This is a genomic window from Xanthobacter sp. BG11Y11_SDJG (genome assembly GCF_057364445.1).
In genome coordinates, this window is the sequence record NZ_JBNFNU010000733.1 from 1 (window position 1) to 1,054 (window position 1,054).

The 1,054-nt window shown below is 71.7% G+C and carries 1 protein-coding gene; it reads right to left on the reverse strand.

The features are described 5' to 3' along the window. Window positions 1-228: 228 nt before the first annotated feature. On the reverse strand, window positions 229-837 hold the full coding sequence (locus tag AC2W7M_RS26145; RefSeq protein ID WP_486136078.1) for a DNA-3-methyladenine glycosylase I: 609 nt from the start codon (window positions 835-837) through the stop codon (window positions 229-231). Window positions 838-1,054 lie beyond the last annotated feature (217 nt).

A 1,054-nucleotide genomic window follows, 5' to 3' on the forward strand; every position in this document is an offset into this window, starting at 1 on the left:
CCCGGAATGGGAGCAGGTGATGTCGTCGGCCGCCTGCTGCCAGAACATGCTGCTCGCCGCCGCGCGCTGCGGCTACCGGCGCCAGCTGGATCAGCGATGCCGGCCACCGATGCGGATGCGCGCGCGCGCTCGGGCTCGAGCCGCACGAGCGCATCACCGGCTTCGTCTATCTGGGCAGCGTCGATGCGGCGCTGGAGGACCGGCCGCGGCCGGCGCTCACGGACATCGTCACGCGCTTCTGAGCGGGCGCTTCGCGCGGGCGGCGGCCTTTTCCGGAGGCTTTTCGGTCGGCCTGGCGCAGTGGCAGCCGGCCACGTGGTCGTCGACGAGGCCGCAGGCCTGCATGGCGGCATAGACGATGGTCGGGCCGCAGAACTTGAAGCCCGCCGCCTTCAGCCGCTTGGAGAGGGCGCGGGACTGCTCGGTCTCCGCCGGGATGTCGGCCATGCGGCGCGGGCGGTTGAAGCGGGTCTCGCCGTCCACCGCGTCCCACATGAAGTCCGAGAAGGCGATGCCCTTCTCGTGCAGGTCGAGATAAGCGCGGGCGGAGAGCACCGTGCCCTCCACCTTGGCGCGGTTGCGCACGATGCCGGCGTCCGCCATCAGCGCCGCGATCTTCTCGGGGCCGTAGCGGGCGATCACCTCCGGCTCGAAGCCGTCGAAGGCGCGGCGGAAATTGTCCCGCTTGCGCAGGATGGTGATCCAGGCGAGCCCGGCCTGGAATCCATCCAGCACCAGCTTCTCGAACAAGGCGCGGCTGTCGCGCTCCGGCACGCCCCATTCGGTGTCGTGATAGGCGACATAAAGCGGGTCGGTGCCGCACCAGCGGCAGCGCATCCGGCCGTCCGCATGGAGCGGGGCGTCCTCGGTGGGTGGGGTCACGGGGCGGGCGGTCCTTCTGCGGGTCTCACTCGGCGTCCATGGCGAAGGTCGCCCATTGCGGCCGGCGCAGCTTCACTTCGTGGCCGCCGGCCAGAAGCGGGATGCCGGCCGCTGGCATCCGCGGCGCGGTCGAGCCGCACCAGAGCGATGGCCGTGCCGGCCGCGCCGACGC